The sequence below is a fragment of the Adlercreutzia sp. ZJ176 genome (assembly GCF_011038975.1).
GTDB lineage: Bacteria > Actinomycetota > Coriobacteriia > Coriobacteriales > Eggerthellaceae > CAAEEV01.
Map to the genome: position 1 here is coordinate 138,663 of NZ_JAAKEC010000001.1, position 14,623 is coordinate 153,285.

Below are 14,623 nucleotides of genomic sequence, written 5' to 3' on the forward strand. Positions count from 1 at the left end.
CGCATTATATCGGTACCGTATGAAGGGCGCGTCGGAAGTTGATGCTATCTTAGTGCAGAAGCGACGCGCGAACGCGGGCGCAGCCAGCGCGAGCGTACGCGGGTGCAGCTAGCCGCGAAGGCTACTGCGGGTCCACCGCGTCAGCCGCGCGCTCGGCGGCGTGCTTGGCGCCCTCGACCACGTCGGCGGCCTTGTCCTCGGCGGCGTCGACCACCTCGTGCGCCTCGGCGGCGACGGCGGGGATGGCCTCGTCGGCGGCAGCGGCGCTCTCCTCGGCGTTCTTCGCCACCTGGGCGGCGATGCGCGCACGCGCGGCCTCGATCTTGTCGCGCAGCTCGTCGTTCTTCTCGGTGAACACCGGCTTCATGCTGCCAGCCGCCTCCTGCACGTTCTCCACCACGTCAGCGCCCTTGTCGCGGACCTCCTCGACGACCTCGGCGCCCTTGGCGCGCACGTCGCTGGCGATCTCGGCGCCCCTGGCCGTCACGTCGCCCACGACCTCGGCGCCCTTCGCGGCAGCCTGCTGGTACACCTGCTGGGCGCCAGCCGCAGCCTGCGAGCCCCAGTCCTGGGCGTCGCCGAGCACGGCGTTCGCCTTGTCGGCGACGATGGCGCGCGTCTCCTCACCGGAGCGCGGCGCCGCGAAGAGCGCGGCAACGGCTCCGACGATGCCTCCGATGATAAATACTCCGAACTTGTTGGCCATGACTGCCTCCTTGGGATTGCTTGAGCGTTGGGCTCATTATAGGTGAGCCCCGCCCCCGCGCCCGCATAAAACATGAGGGTTCTACTTTTGGGAACCCCGCCGTTACCTGGTGGGAAGAAAGGCCCCGCGGCCGAGGGCCGCGGGGCGGGCAGGGAGGCTAGATCGCGTGGAACACGTCGCCGCGCGCGTAGGCTTGCTCCACCAGCTCGTTCAGCACGGCGGGCAGCGTGAGGCCGGCGGCGGCGCAGGCGGTGGGGAACAGCGAGCGCTCGGTCATGCCCGGCGACACGTCGAGCTCGAAGCAGCGCGCGGACCCGCCGTCCCAGATGAGGTCGACGCGGCCGAGGTCGCGTACGCTGTAGGCGCGGTACACCTCGAGGGCCGCGCGCTCGATCTCGGCGCGGATGGCCTGGGCCTGCGCCTCGTCGGGCGAGAGCGACGCGAGCCGCACGGGGCAGTGGAAGTCGACGAGCCCGTCCTTGATGCGCGCCTCGGCGTCGTAGAACGCGCCCTTCGGCACGATCTCCACGGGCGGCAGCGCGTAGGCGTCCCAGCCCGTGCCCAAGATGGCCACCGACACCTCGACGCCCTCGACCCACTGCTCGATGTTCACCGCGTCGTCGTAGGACAGCGCGTCGAGCACGGCCTCGCCGAGGTCCTCCTGGCAGTCCACGCGGTGCACGCCGAGCGCGCTGCCGCCGTGCGCGGGCTTCACGGCCACCGGGTAGCCGCCGATCACGCGCTCGGGAACCAGGTCGAGCGCCGTGGCGGCGCCCATGCCCTTGAACGCGTCGCGCGCGATGAACACGCCCTGCGGCCACGAGGCGACGGCCGCCTCGCCCGTGATGGAGCGGTACTTCTCAAGCGAGGAGTGCAGCGCGTCCTTGTTCCACGAGCGGTGGCACACGCTGGCGGGCGAGCCCACGAACGGGATGCCCAGAAACTCCAGCAGGCTCTGGATGGTGCCGTCCTCGCCGTGCTTGCCGTGAAGCGCGTTGTACACCACGTCGGGCCGCTCGCTGCGCAGCGTGGGGACCAGGTCGGCGTTGGTGTCGAGCGGAACCACGCGATGGCCCGCCTCCTCGAGGGCTGCGCATACGTTCTTGCCGCTGGCCAGGGAGAACTCGCGCTCGAACGACGAGCCGCCCATCAAAACCGCAACCTTCATCATTCGCTCCTTGTCTGCTCGAAGTCGGTGGCCTTGCCCGAATCCCTGCTTGAACCCTTGCCCAAGTCCTTGCTTGAGCCTTTGCCCAAGTCCTGGCCCAGGTCCTTGCTCGAGTCCTTGATCGCGCCCGCCTCCAAGAACACGCGGTAGAGCTCGAGGCGCTCCTCGATCACGCCGGCGAGGCGGCGGACGGCCTCGGTGATGTTCTCGGGCGTCTCGTAGCTGAAGTTGATGCGCATGCAGTTCTTGCCGCGCTGCCCGTCCGGGAAGAACGAGTCGCCCGGCACGTAGGTGACGCCCGCGTCGAGCGCCGCGCCGAGCATGGAACCCGTGTCCACGTAGGTGGGCAGCGTGACCCACACGAAGAAGCCGCCCTCGGGATGCGTCCAGGTGGCCTCGGGCGGGAAGAACTCCTCGAGCGCGGCGAGCATGGCGTCGCGGCGCACGCGGTAGGTGCGCACGAACTTCTGCAGCGTGCGCTGCCACGGCGTGTCGGTGAAGTAGTGCTCCACCACCACCTGGTCAAACGAGCTGCCGCACAGGTCGGTGCCCTGCTTCACGAGGTTCACCTTGGAAAGCACGCTCTTCGGCGCCACGATCCAGCCCGTGCGCAGGCCCGGCGCGAACACCTTCGAGATGGTGCCGAGGTAGATGACGTCGTCGTCAAGCGCCTTGAGCGGGATCTGGTGGCCGCCCTCGTAGCGCAGGCGCCCGTAGGGGTCGTCCTCGATCACCATGAAGCCGTACTCGTGCGAGAGCTCGAGCAGGCGCTTGCGGCGCTCGGGGATCATGGTGACGCCGCCGGGGTTCTGGAAGTTGGGGATGACGTAGCACAGCTTCAGGCGCGGGTTGCCCTTGCCGATGCGCTCAAGCTCCTCCTCCAGCAGGTCCATGCGCATGCCGTCGGCGTCGAAGTCGATGCAGCGCACGTCGGCCTCGTAGGCGGAGAACGCCTGGAGCGCCGTGAGGTAGGTGGGGCCCTCGGCCAAGATGATGTCGCCCGGGTCGATGAACGCCTTCGCGAGCAGGTCGATGGCCTCCTGCGCGCCGCTCGTGAGCAGAACGTTGCCCGGCTTGCAGCGCACGCCGATGTCGCGCATGAGGTCGCAGAACACCTGCCGGGTCTCCACGCGGCCGTCGGTGGCGCCGTACTGCAGGGCCACCGCGCGCTGGTCGTCGACCGCGGCGCGCACCGCCTTGCGCACCGCCGACGCAGGCAGGAGGGACACGTCGGGCATGCCGCCCGACAGGGAGATGATGTCAGGACGGACGGCGGCTGAGAACAAGTCGCGCACCGCCGACGAGCGCATCTTCGTCACGCGCCGGGCAACCTTGTCACCCGTTTGATCGAATGTGATATGTGCTGTTGACATGCCTCTCTTACACCACCTTTCCGTTTACGAACGACAACGCGTTGCGCATCGCCTCGAGCGCAACGAGATCATCCAAGAAGTTTACTTCAACGCGCGCCAGCCCCGCCGCCTCGTCGAGCCATTCCGTCGTTCCTACAAACGTTGCGTCGGTGAGCGAGCGCGGATGCCGCACCTGCTCGTCGATGATCGCGTGCTCTAACACGTGCGGAAGGGACGTGCGGGAGATGGCGTCGCCGAAGGTGGGGCCGAAGGGGTTCACGCACGTGTGGTACGCCAGCGTGGGGCGCTCGGCGAGGAGGGCGCGCGCGAGGGCGGGGCTCGTGAGGCGCGGGGCGTCCGGCGCGACGCGCACGAGCAGCGAGAGCCGCCCGCGTCTGACCGAAACGCGCTCGACGGCGAGGGCGCCCACGGGGCTACCCGGCCGCGGCGGGGTCGGCGCTGGCGGCGGGGTCGGCGGCGCCTTCCGCAGCGGCCGCAAGGTTCCCCTCGGCATGGGCCGCGGCATCGGCCGCAGCTTCGGCCGCGGCGGCGCCCTCGGAGGCCGACGCGCGCGAGAGCAGCGTGACGTCGCCCTCCCCCGCCGGCGAGGCGGGCGTGCCCTGCGCCGCGGAGACGAGCGCGTTCACCGTCCACCCGAGGTCGTCGACGAGCGTGTCCCACCAGCCGTAGGTGCCGTCCATGATGGCGAGCTGCTGACGGTCGAGCGAGAAGCGGTAGTGCCCCGCGCCCTGCAGGTAGCTGAAGGTGAAGGCGATGGTCTTCTCGTCGGTGTTGAGCACGTAGCGGTACGTGACCTCGTCGTTGAGGACGATGGCCTCCTCGGTGAAGGTGATGGGCACGTCGGTGCCCTCGATGTACCACAAACCCTGGACATCGGCGGCGTCATCCGCATAGCCCCAGCGGAAGAAGGAGAAGCCGCCGATCACGCCCGCGAGCACCGCCACCACGACCGCGCAGGCCACGAGCGCGACCAGCTTGCCGCTCGGCGGGGCGATGCGGCGGCGCTCCGGCTTCGCGCCAGCGGGCTTCGGCTTCGCAGGCTCGTCGTCCTTCGCAGCGCGCGCCACGCGCGCGGACTTCGCAACCGAGGGCCGCGCGGGCTGCGCGTTGTCGGAGGGGCTCTCTGCGTCGGCGGGTTTCGCGCTGTCGGAGGGCTTCGCGGAGCCAGCCGCCCCCGCGGAAACCTCACCCGCTTCGGCAGCTGTGCTCGCCCCAGCGTCGGCCGCGCTCGCCGCAGCGGCCGCGCTCGCCTCGCCAGCCGCGCTCGATCCGCCTGCCGCACCTGCCTCGCCAGCCGCGCGCACCCCAGCGCCCTCGCCCGGCGCGCTCGCGCCTTTGCCGGCGCTTCCCTTCGCCGCCTCGGCCTTCAGCACGCGCGGGTTGTTCGTCTTCGCAGCCCTACCGGCTCGCGCCTGGGGCGCGCCGCCCGCCGCGTCGGCGCTGACGGCGGAAAACGACCCCGTGGCGCGCCTCAGGTGCTCCTCGCGCGTCCGCGGCGCCTGCGAGGAGGCGCCCGCGGGCTCCTCCGCCGCAGGCTGCTCGGCGCCGAGCGAGCCGCGCGCCTGGGCGATTATGTCAACGGGGCTCAGGCTCCCGTCAGGCTTCTCGTCTGCCACCAGATGCCGCCAAACGCGCGGGACGCGAGCTTACAGCTCTTCGGGCTTGATGACCGTCACGCCGCCCATGTAGGGAACGAGCACGTCAGGCACGGTCACCGTGCCGTCGGCGTTCTGGTAGTTCTCGATGACGGCGGCCATGGTGCGGCCCACCGCCAGGCCGCTGCCGTTGAGCGTGTACACGTAGCGGCTCCCCTTGAAGTGCTCGGGGTCGCGGTACTTGATGTTCGCGCGGCGCGCCTGGAAGTCGGTGCAGCAGCTGCACGACGAGATCTCCTTGTAGCCGTCGTAGCACGGCAGCCACACCTCGAGGTCGTAGGTCTTCGCGGAGGAGAACCCGATGTCGCCCGTGCACAGGCTGATGACGCGGTACGGCAGGCCCAGAAGCTGCAGGATGTTCTCGGCGTCGGCCACCATGGTCTCGAGGTCGTCGAAGGCCTCCTCGGGCTTGGCGTACTTCACCATCTCCACCTTGGAGAACTGGTGCACGCGGATGATGCCGCGCGTGTCGCGGCCGGCGCTGCCCGCCTCCTCGCGGAAGCACGGCGTGAACGCGCAGTACTTGAGCGGCAGCTTGTCGGCGTCAAGCACCTCGCCGGCGTGGATGTTGGTGAGCTGGACCTCGGCCGTGGGGATGAGGTAGAGGCCGCCCGTGGTCTTGAACAGGTCCTCCTCGAACTTCGGCAGCTGCGCCGTGCCCGTGAGGGTGTTGGCGTTCGCCAGCGCCGGGCACCACCACTCCTTGTAGCCGCGGGAGGTGTGCGTGTCGGCCATGAAGTTGATGAGCGCGCGCTCGAGGCGGGCGCCCAGGCCGCCGAGCAGGTAGAAGCGGCTCTCGGCCAGCTTCACGCCGCGCTCGAAGTCCATGATGCCGAGCTCGGGGCCCAGGTCCCAGTGGGCCTTCGCCTCGAAGCCCTCGGCGGCGAAGTCGCGCGGCGTGCCCCAGCGGCGCACCTCGGGGTTGTCGTTCTCGTCGTCGCCCACCGGCGTGGAGGCGTCGGGCATGTTCGGCACGCGCATGAGCAGGTCGCGCAGGGCGGTGTCGGCCTCCTCGCGGCGCGCGGCCACGGTCGCCAGCTCGTCCTTGATGGCGCCCACGCGCTCCTTGGCAGCTGCGGCCTCGTCCTTCTTGCCCTGGGACATCATCTGGCCGATGGACTTGGAGAGCGCGTTGCGCTCGGCCTGGAGGGCCTCCTCCTGCTGGATGGCCTCGCGGCGGGCTTCGTCAAGCTCTGAGAACGCCGCTGAATCCCACGGGGCGTGGCGATTCTTCATCGCCTCGGCCACGGCGTCGAGGTTTTCGCGGACGAACTTGATGTCTAGCATGAACAGCGCTCCTTCGTTGGTCGGCGGCGCGCGCCGCGCGCGCCGAAGCCTGCGCGGGCGCCGTCCGAAACCGGTTTCCCAATGGTCGCCCTAGTATAGCGCATGGCGCGGACGGCGACGGGCCATTTCGGTGATGAGGGTGCTCGCCAGCTCGGCCATGTTGACGGGCTTGGACAGATGCGCGTTCATGCCGCTCTTGAGCGAGGCGAGCACGTCGTCGGCGAACGCGTTGGCCGACATGGCGATGATGGGAACCTCGCGCGCGTCGGCGCGGTCGAGCGCGCGGATGGCGCGCGTGGCCTCGTAGCCGTTCATCACGGGCATCTGCACGTCCATGAGCACGGCGTCGAAGGTGCCCTCGTCCGAGGCGGCGAACGCGTCGAGGCCCGCCTTGCCGTCGACGGCCCACTCCACGTGCGCGCCCTCGAAGGCGAGGAGCTCGCTGGCAATCTCGGCGTTGAGGTCGTTGTCCTCCACGAGCAGGATGCGCGCGCCCGCGAGCGACCCCGCGGCGGGGGCGAGGGCTGGGGCGTTCGCGGGGCCGCCCGTGCGCGCAACTCCCTCCGCGCCTGCACCCGCAGCGTCTTCAGCGGAGGCGATCGCGTTCGCGGGGCCGCCTGCACCCGCAGCGCCTGCACCCACAACTCCCTCCGCCCCCGCACCCGCGGCACCTTCCGCACCCGCACCTTCCGCGCTCGCGCCCTCCGCGCCCCCGCAGGCGTCGCCCTCCTCCGCCAGGCGCAGGTCGACCACCACCGTGAAGGTGGTGCCCTCGCCCTCGGCCGTCTCCACGTGGATGTCGCCGCCCATGGCGCTCACGATGTTCTTCACGATGGGCATGCCGAGGCCCGTGCCCTGCGAGCGCGAGCGGCCCTCCGTGGCGAACGGCTCGAAGAGGTGCTCGAGGTAGCCCGGCGCCATGCCGATGCCGTTGTCGGACACCGTGAACGTGAGGCGCCGGTAGCCCGCCGGGAGCGTGGACGCGCAGGCCGCCGTCACCTCGAGCTCCACGCGGCCGCCGTCAGGCGTGTACTTCACCGCGTTGGCGAGCAGGTTCACCAGCATCTGGCGCACGCGCACGGCGTCGCCCAGATACCACGCGTCCACCTGCCCCGAAAGCGCGCACGAGAACGTCTGGCTCCTGCCGCGGCACTGGGGCGCGACCAGGTCCTCAATGGAGCGCACCACGTCGCGCAAGTTGAAGGGCTTCTCGTCGAAGCCCGCCTTGCCGCTCTCGATCTTCGAGATGTCGAGCACCTCGTTGATGAGGTCGAGCAGGTGCGCCGAGGCGTTCTCGATGTTGTCGAGGTTCGACGTGAGCTTCGCAGGGTCGTCCATGTTGCGCCGCGCGATCTTGAGCATCCCCAAGATGACGTTCATGGGCGTGCGGATCTCGTGGCTCATGCGCGAGAGGAACTCCGACTTCGCGCGGTTGGCCGCCTCGGCCGCCTCCATGGCGTCGCGCATCGACAGCTCGATGGCGCGGTCGGACGTGATGTCGCGCAGGATCACGAGCACCTGCCGGCGGCCGTCGTAGGAGAGCGGGCGCACCGTGTACTCCACGTAGCGCTGGCGGTCGTCGGCGGCCGTGAAGGAGAACTCGCCCTTGGCGAACGCGCCGACCTCGCCCTCGCGCAGGCGGCGAAGCAGGCGCGCTCCCTCGTTGGAGAAGCGCAGCCGCGCGGCCAGGCCGGGGTCTTTGATGAGCTGCTCCAGGTTCGCGCCGAAGATGTCAACGCCCTTCGCCACGATAGGCGTGACGTGGTCGTCTGCCGGGGAGTACAGGTTGACGGCGAACTCGAGGCTGTCGGAGAGCGCCTCGTAGAGGCGGGTGCGCATCCTGATGGCGCGCTCGCGCGCCTGGCGGCGGTAGGCGGACAGCGCGAGCACGATGGCCAGGATCACGCACGCCACGCTCAGCACGAACACCACGGTGAACACCGCCGACACCACCTCGGCCTCGGCGCGCATGTCGGCTGCGGGGATCATGCTGCAGACGTACCACGCGCCCTCGCCCACCGGGGCGAGGGCCACGTAATACTCGTCGCCGTGGGCAAGCCCCAGGTCAAGGTAGGTGTCGCCGACGGCGATGGCGGCGCGCATGCGATCGATGCTGCTCTGCGCGCTCACCTCGGCGCTCGGCTCGAAGGGAAGGCGCAGCGAAGACGACGCGAGGCGCTCGTCGTAGGCGTACAGCATCTCCCACGCGAGGTCGTACACAAGCGCGCCCGGCTCGACGGATTGCGCGAGCAGGCCCTCTTCGGTCGATGCCTCCGCCACGCGCCCCGTGGCGGCGTCGAACACGAGGATGGTGTCGATCTTGCCGAACGCCGCCGCGCCCTGCGGCGGCGCCGGGGAAGCTGCGGGGTCGGCCGCGCCCGCGGCATCGGCGGGGTCACCCGCGCCCTGCGGCGGCGCCGACGCACCCCCCTCCCCTTCGCCACCTGCGCTTTCTCCGGTGCGCATGACCTCGTTGGCGAACTGGGCGGCCTGCACGGTGAGCGCGAGGGCCTGCCGCTCCCCCGACTGCTCGAGTTTCTCCTCGAGGTAGCCCGACAGGGTCACGAGCACGAGCGTCAGCGCCGCGAGCGCGACGACGCTCACGACGACGAGTCGGCTGCTCTTCTTCCGCATGCCGGCGGCCAAGGCTTGCCCCCTCTTTCGATCGCGCGCAAAAGCGCCAATCCCCGTGGAGATTGCGCCAGCGCACGTGATAGATAGTATACTTTCTCCGATTCAAGTAGCTTAAGCGATGGCGATCTTGCGCAGCGCGCCTGATCCTGAAACGTAACGAGGCTGTTAACTATGGACATTGGCGAGGTTTACCACTTCCTGTTCGAAACGATGCCGGGCATCGGCGTGCTCATCGGCGCCGGCGTGGTCCTCAGCATCATCGCGTGCATCATCCTCGAGAGAAAGACGCGCAAGCAGTTCAGGAACCACGCGAAGACCGAGGACGACTGGTCGCTGTTCGGCGACGACGATGACGAAGAGGAGAACTAGCTTTGAAGCTCTACGAACGTGAAGGCGCCTACATCCCGCGCGTCGCGGCCGTGCACGACCTGTGCGGCTACGGCAAGTGCTCGCTCGGCGTGGCCATCCCCGTGCTGTCCGCCGCCGGCTGCGACGTGTGCCCCGTGCCCACCGGGCTGTTCTCGTCGCACACGGCGTTCCCCGGCTGGTACATGCACGACACCACCGACATCCTCGTCGACTACCTGGCCGCATGGCAGGGGATCGGCGTCGAGGTCGACGCGGTGTACTCGGGCTTCCTCGGCGCGCCGGAGCAGGTCGACGTCATCCGCTCGCTGTACGAGCGCTACCCGAAGGCGCTGCGCGTGGTTGACCCGGTGATGGCCGACCACGGCAAGGTGTACCCCACCTACACGCCTGAGCTCTGCGACGCCATGGCAAGCCTGGCCTGCGACGCCGACATCCTCACGCCCAACCTCACCGAGGCCGCCATCATCCTGGGCGAGCCCATCGGCGACGAGTGGGCCGGGACCGACATCACCGACGCGGAGGCCGCGCGCCTCGTGGGAGCCCTCGTCGAGCGCGGCGCGAAGAACGTGGTGCTCAAGGGCATCCAGCGCGCGGGCGAGAACGTGATCCGCAACTTCGTCGGCGGCAGGGACCTGCCCGTGCGCGAGGTGTCGAACGAGTACCTGCCCTACATGCTGCACGGCACCGGCGACGTGTACGCCTCCTGCGTGATGGCCGCCGTGATGGCCGGGCGCGACCTCGAGGACGCCGTCGCGTTCGCCGGCGACTTCGTGCACGACGCCATGATCGTGAGCGCCCAGCAGCCCGACTTCCGCGACCGCGGCGTGAGCTTCGAGCCCCTGCTGGGGAAGGTCGCCGCGCTTCTGGGGTAAGAGAGGCGGCCGCGCGAGGGCGAGGCGCTGGAAGCGAGCGAGGACGATATCCCGCGCGAAGGCCGCATGAGAATCGCGCGGGATGCGCGAAGGTCGCGTCTGGGTGGCAAGCTTGATGGCGCCTGGCGCCTGGCTGCCCAGACGCTATTCGAACTGATAGCGCAAATAGCTTGCCAGATGGGGCACGGCGAAGGACACCTCACCACGCCTGGCCGCCTCGATCACGCCTGCGTCTATGAGGCGGCGGCGGTACTTCTGCGCGTAGTCTTGCGTGACACCCATGCGCTCGGCGACGTCGGCGATTCTGCTTGCACCGTCATCGCATGCCATGGCCTGCAGAAACTCCACGTCTTTGCCTGACAAGGCCGCGAGTGCCGTGCCGCACACGTCGCTTTCGAAATCCGCTTGAGCGCTCGCAAGCGCATCGCCGAGCTCCTTTTCGCCGACAACGCCGTTCTCGGGGGCGTACGCCACCACGTTGTGCCCGATGAGCTGGAGAAGGTAAGGCGATCCCTGCGTCGCGCGCGCAGCCTCCCTGCGCAGATCGGGAGAAACGCTCAGTCTCAGTTTCTCAAACGAGCGCGCGAAGAACGCGTCCACGTCGCTTGTGCTGAGCGGATCGAGCGTCATTTTCCGTGCGCGGTTGAGAAAGGTAAGCACATGATCGTTCAGCGTCGCCGAGACGGCTCCCGGCAGCCCAGCCATCACGAGCGCGATGTCAAGCCCTTCGCCGACAATCTCCTGGTAGGCGATAACCAGCTGACGAATCTCAGGTGAATTCGCCTGAAGCTCGTCAACGAGGATCAGCACGCCCCTCTGCTGCGAGGCGAGCTTTCGGCAAAGGCTCGTGAGCTTGTACTGGAAGCTCTTCGACTCCTGCACGTCACGGCTAAACTGCAACCCCGCGGAAAAGCCCAGCGCGCCGAGGGTGCCTCCCGTTACGCGCGCCCTCTGGTTCTTCACGTAGCGCTCGCCATCGTCTTGGATCTTCTCCACGATGCGCTCGAGCATCCCCTCTGAGGCGACCGTGGGATTCGCCACCACAAACCCCTCTTCGCGTGCGCGATCAGCAAGCTCCCACAGAAGCACGGTTTTGCCGCTGCCCCGCTGGCCGAGCATCATGACGGCGCGCTCCCTGCTTCCAGGAGGACAGCGCAACCCGGCGAGAAGCTTGCTCAGCACAGCCTCGCGTCCAACGAGGTACGAGGGGCGATTGCCGAAAGCAGGCGAGAAGATGACGTCTTGCATGGGTTCCCGTCCTTTCGCTGAGCAGTTTTCCTGCCTTTTCCTTTTTTTCCTATTCTTTCCTTTTTTTCCTATTCGTCAAGAGGCGGCCGCGCAGCAGCGAGCGCGCAGCTCGTTGCTCGCGCAACGCTGAGCAGGTTACGGCATGCACAGACGCTCTGACCCGAGCACTCAGAAACGATCCGCGCACGGTGACGCGCATCTCATTCGGCCTAGCTGACAGGAGGCGCGCTACCACTCGCCTTCCTCGAGGCGAACGCGGTCGCAGAGGCTTGCTGCGGCGAGGATGATGCCGACCGCCCCGGGAACGAGCGCACCCACGAGCGCGAGGGGGCTCGGGAGCGCGGCGGGCGCGGCCGCGGCGGAGCTGGCGGCTGTGGCTGCAGCGTCGCTGGCAGCGGAGCTAGCAGCTGCGGCTGCGGCTGCGGCGGAGCTGGCGCTGGCGGCGGAGCTGGCGGCTGTGGCTGCAGCGCCGGCGCCCACCCCGGCGGCCAGAGCCGTTCCCGCCACGACGCCGACGACGAGGACCGCCGCAGCCGCGCAGGCGCCCGCAACATCGAACGCGCGCGTCCCCCTCATGCAGAACAGCGAGAACAGCGTTGCGGCCGCAATCCAGCTCACCGCGACGCACCAGGTCAGAGGCGTGGCAACCACGTCCACGAAAGCGTTCGCCACGCTCGCCCCCGCGATCTGCGCGCTCGCCGGCAAAAGCGCGTTTGCGAAGACGCCCCAGCCCATGAGGTCGCATGACCCCAGCGACGCGAAGGCGATCGCCGACACGACGGAGAACGCCGCAGTGGCCGCCGCCTCGCGCACGTCGAGCACCGCGCCCGCCGCCACGGCGGAGAGCGCACCGAGCCCGACCGAGCCGCAGAGCGGCTGCAGCAGCGCACAGACGGCGGGCCCGTCGCCGAAGCGACCCACGAACCACCACCACGCGCCCGTCGCCGCCAAGAGCAGCAGCCCGGGGACGAACGCGAAGTTGAGCAGCAGCATCACCGCGAAGCACAGGTAGGCGGCGGGCGCGCCGAAGGCGGGCCGCCACGCCGAGAGCGCCGCCAAGGCCGCGAGCACCGCCCAGAACACGACGGGGAGGTCTGACGCCACGCCGAACAGCCCCGCGCCGCCGAACCGCATGTTCACGAGCGCCACCGCGCTCACCATCACCACGGACGCGACGGCGAGCACGCGCGCGACGACCGCCGCACCTGTCGGCCCCAGCCGGTCGACCAGCGGCGGCAGGGGCTCGCGCGGCGCCACGGGCTCGGGCGGCGCGTCGGGCTCCTCTTCCTTCACGATGGCCGCGAGCGCGCGCTTGCCCGCCCGCGCGTTGCCCAGAAGCGGCGTGAGCTCGTCGGCGAAGGCAGCCACCGACTCGTAGCGCTCATCCGGGTCGGGGTCGAGCGCCATGAACATGATGTCGTCGGCCGCCGCGTCGAGCGCGTCCCAGCACAGCGACGGCAACACGAGCTCGGCTTCCTCGATGGCCTGCTCGGCCTCCGCAAGCCCTGGCGCGGAGAACGGGTTCGCGCCGGAGAGCATCTCGTAGGTGAGGCTCGCGAGCGCCCATTCGTCGGTGCGCACGTCGAGCGCTTCCTGGCGCATCTGCTCGAGCGGCATGTAGCCGATGGTGCCGCCGCCCGCGGTGCCCTGGCCGCTGGCGTCCATGAGCGTGGCCAGGCCGAAGTCGGTCACCTTCACCACGCCCTTGGTGTTCACGATGACGTTCTCGGGCTTCACGTCGAGGTGCAGCACATCGGCGTCGTGCGCGAACTCGAGCGCGTGCGCCACCGAGCTGAACACCGCGACGATCACGTCGAGGCTGATGTCGTCGCCCATCTCGCGCATGATGCGCGCGAGCGTCTTGCCCTCCACATACTCCATGATGATGTAGGCCGTGGCGCCCTCCACCGCGCAGTCGTACACCGTGACGATGTTGGCGTCGTTGAGCTTGGCGACAGTCTGCGCCTCAGCGAGGCCGGGGATGTGGTCGAACAGGTCGTCCGCGTCGAGGTCGTCAGGATCGTCGAAGGAGGCGGAGGGGGCGGAAGCGTCGCGTGCGTCGCGAGCGCCGCGAGCGTTGGCGCCGCGGGTGCTGGCGTCGCGGGCGCCGCTGCCGGCACCCGAGCGGCGGCGCAGGAAGGCCGGTTCGTCGGGAGGGTCGAGGGGGTCGGGAATCTCGAAGTCGTCCTCCCAGGGAAGCGGCTCGCGCGCAGGCGCGGCGTCAAGCTCCGCGCGCGCCGCCTGCTCTTCCGCTTCGCGCGCCGCGCGCTCCTCGGCCTCGCGCTGCAGGCGCTCCTCCATGGCGAGCAGGTGGGCGCGCGCCACGTCGGATTCGGAGAGCTCGATGCACTTGATGGCGACGTCGCGCTTGAGGTGGGTGTCGTAGGCGTGCTGGACCGTGCCGTAGCCGCCCGCGCCGGCCTTGCCGATGACGCGGTAGCGGTCGAGTATGAGCTGGGTGCGGGCCATGCCTGGTGGGCGCCTCTCGTGGTTCGCTCGTAGTTCGTTTGATCTGCGATAAGGCGAGCGCACGCCCGGGCGGCGCTCACGCACATGCTATCATACTTCCCAGGAGTCGCCCGAGCCATCAGCCTCCTGCACGTCCACGCAAATCCAACGAACGCGAAGCGCAGGTGCCCATGCCCCATCCCGCCGCCGCGGCCTTGGCGCTGGCGTTTCGGGCGTTGCTCAGCGTGCCCACCGGCCTGTGTCGCAATAAATCGCGAAAATGACCCCTTGCGCTGGCTTCTTCGTTCGGTTATCATAGCTGTTGCTGTCAACGCAAGTCGACATCATGTGCGGGTGTGGCGGAATTGGCAGACGCGTACGGTTCAGGTCCGTATGGGGGCAACCCCATGAAGGTTCAAGTCCTTTCACCCGCACCACTTACACACACCGGGGCCCGGGCAACTGCCTGGACCTCGTGCTTTTCGCCCGATCACGTTGATGTAGCCCCTGTTGCAGCTCGAAGACGAGGCGGGGCCGGCGTCTTCCTTCCCCCTGCGCACTGGTCGCCGACGGCGTCACCGACAACGGCGCTTTTCCATCCACCCCTCAGGTGATTCTGGATGAAACGAGGCCGTTATCGGTGGTTTTTTGAGAAAAGTGGCTGGAGAATGCGCGTTGTCGGTGGTTTTAGGGGCCCGAAGCACCGACAACGAACGTTTTCCATCCAGCTTTCCCGGGCTGTGGATGCAAAGGGGGCGTTGTCGGTGGCGCAAGGCTACCGCGGTCCGTGGCGCCGCAGGCACGAGGCAACCGCGGACCGCGGCAGCGCAAGCGCCCGGCAACCGCGGACCGCGGCAGCGCAA

11 protein-coding genes and 1 tRNA gene are annotated in these 14,623 nt (G+C 69.1%); 3 read left to right on the forward strand and 9 right to left on the reverse strand.

Annotated elements, in window-relative coordinates; all coding sequences use genetic code 11:
- Positions 1–121: 121 nt before the first annotated feature.
- The 7 genes from G7Y50_RS00595 to G7Y50_RS00625 form a co-directional block, all read right to left on the reverse strand.
- Positions 122–706 (reverse strand): YtxH domain-containing protein, encoded by a 585-nt coding sequence (locus tag G7Y50_RS00595; RefSeq protein WP_165047229.1) that lies wholly within the window; start codon positions 704–706, stop codon positions 122–124.
- 157 nt (positions 707–863) lie between these two features.
- A complete protein-coding gene (locus G7Y50_RS00600) occupies positions 864–1,874 on the reverse strand; it encodes a D-alanine--D-alanine ligase (protein WP_165047231.1) in 1,011 nt (336 codons plus the stop codon).
- Positions 1,874–3,184 (reverse strand): PLP-dependent aminotransferase family protein, encoded by a 1,311-nt coding sequence (locus G7Y50_RS00605; protein WP_241156402.1) that lies wholly within the window; start codon positions 3,182–3,184, stop codon positions 1,874–1,876. The genes G7Y50_RS00600 and G7Y50_RS00605 overlap by 1 nt, the downstream gene beginning before the upstream one ends.
- Before the next feature lie 70 nt (positions 3,185–3,254).
- Positions 3,255–3,656 (reverse strand): hypothetical protein, encoded by a 402-nt coding sequence (locus tag G7Y50_RS00610; RefSeq protein ID WP_165047235.1) that lies wholly within the window; start codon positions 3,654–3,656, stop codon positions 3,255–3,257.
- A 4-nt stretch (positions 3,657–3,660) separates the two neighbouring features.
- On the reverse strand, positions 3,661–4,863 hold the full coding sequence (locus G7Y50_RS00615; RefSeq protein WP_165047237.1) for a hypothetical protein: 1,203 nt from the start codon (positions 4,861–4,863) through the stop codon (positions 3,661–3,663).
- A gap of 30 nt (positions 4,864–4,893) precedes the next feature.
- Complete coding sequence (gene serS / locus G7Y50_RS00620; protein ID WP_165047239.1) at positions 4,894–6,189, reverse strand: serine--tRNA ligase; 1,296 nt, start codon at positions 6,187–6,189, stop codon at positions 4,894–4,896.
- 90 nt (positions 6,190–6,279) lie between these two features.
- Positions 6,280–8,835, reverse strand: a complete 2,556-nt coding sequence (locus G7Y50_RS00625; RefSeq protein ID WP_165047240.1) for a hybrid sensor histidine kinase/response regulator — start codon at positions 8,833–8,835, stop codon at positions 6,280–6,282.
- A 159-nt stretch (positions 8,836–8,994) separates the two neighbouring features.
- Here G7Y50_RS00625 and G7Y50_RS00630 point away from each other — a divergent pair, with 159 nt between their 5' ends.
- The gene (locus G7Y50_RS00630) at positions 8,995–9,192 is read left to right on the forward strand and encodes a DUF6724 family protein (protein ID WP_165047241.1); all 198 of its coding nucleotides are present in this window, start codon (positions 8,995–8,997) and stop codon (positions 9,190–9,192) included.
- A gap of 2 nt (positions 9,193–9,194) precedes the next feature.
- Positions 9,195–10,064 (forward strand): PfkB family carbohydrate kinase, encoded by an 870-nt coding sequence (locus tag G7Y50_RS00635; protein WP_165047243.1) that lies wholly within the window; start codon positions 9,195–9,197, stop codon positions 10,062–10,064.
- Positions 10,065–10,208: 144 nt separating this feature from the next.
- Here G7Y50_RS00635 and G7Y50_RS00640 read toward each other — a convergent pair whose 3' ends face one another.
- Together G7Y50_RS00640 and G7Y50_RS00645 are read right to left on the reverse strand one after the other, a co-directional pair.
- Positions 10,209–11,312 (reverse strand): ATP-binding protein, encoded by a 1,104-nt coding sequence (locus G7Y50_RS00640; protein ID WP_165047245.1) that lies wholly within the window; start codon positions 11,310–11,312, stop codon positions 10,209–10,211.
- 228 nt (positions 11,313–11,540) lie between these two features.
- On the reverse strand, positions 11,541–13,781 hold the full coding sequence (locus tag G7Y50_RS00645; RefSeq protein WP_165047249.1) for a serine/threonine-protein kinase: 2,241 nt from the start codon (positions 13,779–13,781) through the stop codon (positions 11,541–11,543).
- 329 nt (positions 13,782–14,110) lie between these two features.
- On the opposite strand from G7Y50_RS00645, the gene G7Y50_RS00650 reads away from it, so the two are divergent.
- Positions 14,111–14,197, forward strand: a tRNA-Leu gene (locus G7Y50_RS00650).
- Positions 14,198–14,623 lie beyond the last annotated feature (426 nt).

Excerpts from the sequence above, each read along its gene's own strand:
- G7Y50_RS00595 (WP_165047229.1), bottom strand. The coding sequence starts at position 706 with ATGGCCAACAAGTTCGGAGTATTTATCATCGGAGGCATCGTCGGAGCC.
- G7Y50_RS00600 (WP_165047231.1), bottom strand. The coding sequence starts at position 1,874 with ATGAAGGTTGCGGTTTTGATGGGCGGCTCGTCGTTCGAGCGCGAGTTC.
- G7Y50_RS00605 (WP_241156402.1), bottom strand. The coding sequence starts at position 3,184 with ATGCGCTCGTCGGCGGTGCGCGACTTGTTCTCAGCCGCCGTCCGTCCT.
- serS (WP_165047239.1), bottom strand. The coding sequence starts at position 6,189 with ATGCTAGACATCAAGTTCGTCCGCGAAAACCTCGACGCCGTGGCCGAG.
- G7Y50_RS00630 (WP_165047241.1), top strand. The coding sequence starts at position 8,995 with ATGGACATTGGCGAGGTTTACCACTTCCTGTTCGAAACGATGCCGGGC.
- G7Y50_RS00640 (WP_165047245.1), bottom strand. The coding sequence starts at position 11,312 with ATGCAAGACGTCATCTTCTCGCCTGCTTTCGGCAATCGCCCCTCGTAC.
- G7Y50_RS00645 (WP_165047249.1), bottom strand. The coding sequence starts at position 13,781 with ATGGCCCGCACCCAGCTCATACTCGACCGCTACCGCGTCATCGGCAAG.